2 protein-coding genes are annotated in these 3,577 nt (G+C 76.7%); both read right to left on the reverse strand.

Features of this window, described 5'->3' with window-relative positions; all coding sequences use genetic code 11:
- Positions 1 to 267 precede the first annotated feature (267 nt).
- On the reverse strand, positions 268 to 1,827 hold the full coding sequence (locus FNQ90_RS16215; RefSeq protein WP_182607040.1) for a hypothetical protein: 1,560 nt from the start codon (positions 1,825 to 1,827) through the stop codon (positions 268 to 270).
- A 233-nt stretch (positions 1,828 to 2,060) separates the two neighbouring features.
- Positions 2,061 to 3,347, reverse strand: a complete 1,287-nt coding sequence (gene purD, locus FNQ90_RS16220; protein WP_182607041.1) for a phosphoribosylamine--glycine ligase — start codon at positions 3,345 to 3,347, stop codon at positions 2,061 to 2,063.
- Positions 3,348 to 3,577: the final 230 nt, after the last annotated feature.

Consider the following 3,577-nt stretch of genomic DNA (forward strand, 5'->3'; position numbering starts at 1 on the left):
CCTCCTCCCCCGCCCGTCCTCCCCGAGGTTTCATCCGGCTTTCAACCGTTTTCCCGGTAGGTCCGACGCCCGTGGAAGGGGAGCACGCCCCGGCTCATCCATCGCACGGCCGACCGCCGGGGTGCGCCCCGCCGGGACCCGGAAGCGTTCGCCCCCGTCCGGTCGTGACAACCCGCCGGGTTCACCCGTCGAACGGAACAACCCGTCGCGGGAGGACACGAACGGCCGATCCCGGGACCCCGACGGACGCCCTCGCACCGGCCGCCCTCACACCACCCGGAGCCGGCGGTCGGCGCGCACCCCGGCGGCGCCGAGCCAGTTGCGCAGCGGGCCCGGATCGCCCTCGTCCACCAGTCGCTGCACCGAGCCGGTCAGATCCCGGCCGTCCGAGGCGTCCACCCCGGCACCGTCCCGTGGCCCCTCGACCTCCCCGGGGGACCGGGTGAGCACCGGGCCGTCCAGCCAGTCCAGGCCGGGGGCGGCGTCCGTGGTGTCCACGGCCGCGCAGCACACGGCCGCCGTGATGTGTTCCACCAGCAGGTCCCGCCCGGTGCTCGGCATGTCCAGCGGCTGCACCGGCGCCTCGGCCGGTGGCCGGGCGGCCTCCTCCCGGGCCAGCGCGGCGCCGACCCGGGCGGCCAACACCTCGGCCGCCTCCGGCCCGCCCACCGACAGGCGGCGCAGCACCCCGGCCAGGGTCGGGGCGCCCTCCGCCCCCAGGGCTCCGAAGAGGCGTTCCGCGCGGTCCCGCCACAGCCGGTGGGTGACCTCGCGGGGGTACGTCTCCCAGCTCACCGGGGCCCAGCCACCGCCGGGGGCGGGTGTGCCGTGGAAGATCCGGGCGGCCAGCAGGGAGACCTCGGCGTCCACCGCCCCCGGCTCGTCCAGCAGGTCGCAGGCGGGCCGTTCGCCGAGCCGCTCCCCGGGGCCTCCGGCCAGCCGGTCGCGGCGGGAGAGTTCGGTGAGGGCGGCCACCACCCCGGCGTTGAGCGCGGTCGGGCGACGCCCGGCCCGCCACGCGGGGAGGATCACCCGGGTCAGCAGCCGGTCCCATCCGGCGTAGGCCAGTCCGACCTGCTCGCGGGCGATCAGCCGCACGTGGTGGTCGACGGTGCGGGCCCGGTCCGAGGCGGCGGCGGCCACCCCGCGCTCCATCTCCGCCGCGTGCGGGCCGGCGGCCCGCAGCAGGAGGCGGGAGAGGCGGGCGGCCGTCCCGTCGAGCGGACAGCGGAAGCCGGCCCGCCGGCCCGGGGCGACGGAGGCGGCGTCCCAGCCGCGCAGACAGCGGCGGGCGGCGGAGATGTCGGGGTGCGCGGCGGGACCGGTGCCGGCGACGACGGGGGCCAGCAGCGCCCGCAGTTCGTCCACCCGCATCCACCACAGGAAGGGCGAGCCGATGACCAGTATCGGCCCGGGGGCGGCGTCCGGGCCCCGCGCCGGCGGCTCCTCGAGCCAGCTGTCGCAGTCGGGGGTGAGGGCCACGGCGGCGGGCGCCGGGACCTCCAGGCGGTCCGCGAGGTCGCGTATCAACCGGTGCAGGTCGGGCGCCGCGTGCTCGGGCAGCGGGACCATCGGGGTCACCGGCGGGCGGGCCCGGGCGATGACGGCGGCCAGGGCCGCCGCCAGGGCGAGCGTCAGTGCGCCCGTCCCCAGCAGGACCCACCCCACCACCGCCAGGACCGGCGGGAGCCAGTCGGTGGCGACGGCGGAGAGCAGGACGACACCGGCCGCCGCCGGGGCCATGGCGGCCGCGAGGGCGCGGTTCCGCACCCGCAGCACGGCCAGGGCGTGCTCCCGCGCGTCGTGCGCGGCTCGCTGCTGCACCATCTGCTGCCCTCCGCTTCCGGGGTCGGGGTCCGGTGTGCGGTGCCGGCGACCACGTCACCGCCGGCCGGGCCGCCCCCGGGGGCGGCCCGTGCCCCCACTGTGGCACCGCACACCGACGACGCAATGTGCGATGGTCCGATCGCGCCGCACCCTAGTGGTGGCGGAGCGGTCCGTCAGCGGTACCGGCGGATGGTCACTCGATGGTGGGGCTTTGGGCAGAGGTTCGCGGCGATTCAGTCCGATTCGGCAGCCTTCGCCGCGATGTCGGTGCGGTAATGGGAGCCCTTCAACTCGATCCGTCCCACCGCCCGGTAGGCCCGCTCCCGGGCCTCGGCGAGGTCACCGCCGGTCGCGGTGACCGACAGCACGCGGCCGCCCGCCGAGACCACCCGGCCGTCCTCCTCCCGCCGGGTGCCGGCGTGCAGCACCCAGGCGTCGGGGGCGTCCCGTTCCGCGACCTCTGCCAGTCCCCCGATCGGGTCGCCGGTGCGCGGGGCCGCGGGGTAGTTCTCCGCCGCCACCACGACCGTCACGGCGGCGTCCTCGCTCCACCTCGGGGGCGGCAGGTCGGCCAGGCGGCCGGTGGCGGCGGCGTGCAACAGCCCCGACAGCGGGGAGCGCAACCGGGCCAGCACCACCTGGGTCTCGGGGTCGCCGAAGCGGGCGTTGAACTCGATCACCCGAACGCCGCGCGAGGTGATCGCCAGACCGGCGTAGAGCAGCCCCGAGAAGGGGGTGCCGCGGCGCCGCATCTCGTCCACCGTGGGGCGCAGCACGGTCTCCAGCACCCGGTCCACGAGGTCCCCGTCGGCCCACGGCAACGGCGAGTAGGCACCCATGCCACCGGTGTTCGGGCCCTCGTCGCCGTCCAGCGCCCGCTTGAAGTCCTGCGCGGGGCGCAGCGGCACCACGCTCTCGCCGTCGGTCACCGCGAAGAGCGAGACCTCGGGGCCGTCCAGGTACTCCTCGATCACCACCCGGCCGCAGGCCAGGGCGTGCTCCCGGGCGGCGTCCCGGTCGGCGGTGACCACGACGCCCTTGCCCGCCGCCAGGCCGTCGTCCTTGACCACGTAGGGGGGCCCGAAGGCGTCCAGCGCGTCGTCCACCTCGGCCGCGGTGACGCACAGCCGCGCCTGCGCGGTGGGCACCCCGGCGGCGGCCATGACCTCCTTGGCGAACGCCTTGCTGCCCTCGAGGCGGGCCGCCTCGGCCGACGGACCGAAGACCGCGAAGCCGGCCTCCCGCAGGGCGTCGGCCACCCCGGCCACCAGGGGGGCCTCCGGGCCGATCACCACGAGGTCGGCGCCGATCAGGCGGGCCAGGTCGGTCACCGCGGCGCCGTCCACGGCGTCCACGGCGTGGACCCGGGCCACCTCGGCGATACCGGCGTTGCCGGGCGCGCAGTGCAGTTCGTCCACCGCCGTGGACCCGGACCGGCCGCCGGGGGCGGGCAGTTCACGGGAGAGCGCGTGGCACAGGGCGTGTTCGCGGGCACCGCCGCCGATGACAAGGATCCTCACGGGGGGACAGCCTATCGCCGCCCGGGACGCGTGCCGGGCGGCCACTCTTTTGGGTGAGGAGCGAAGACACCTATACCCGATGTGACGGGGCTTGTGGAAGGTTTCCCCCCGAAAACCACATCGCGGACCCCCGATCGGCGGTAAGAAAGGGGGTCCACGTTGTAGGGAGTGACACGGGTGAGTCAGCCGGAGAAGCGACCCGAGGGGGGTCCGACGGGCCGGGCCGGGGG

Origin of the sequence: Streptomyces alkaliphilus, assembly GCF_014141535.1 — a bacterium.
GTDB classification, from domain to species: Bacteria; Actinomycetota; Actinomycetes; order Streptomycetales; family Streptomycetaceae; genus Streptomyces; species Streptomyces alkaliphilus.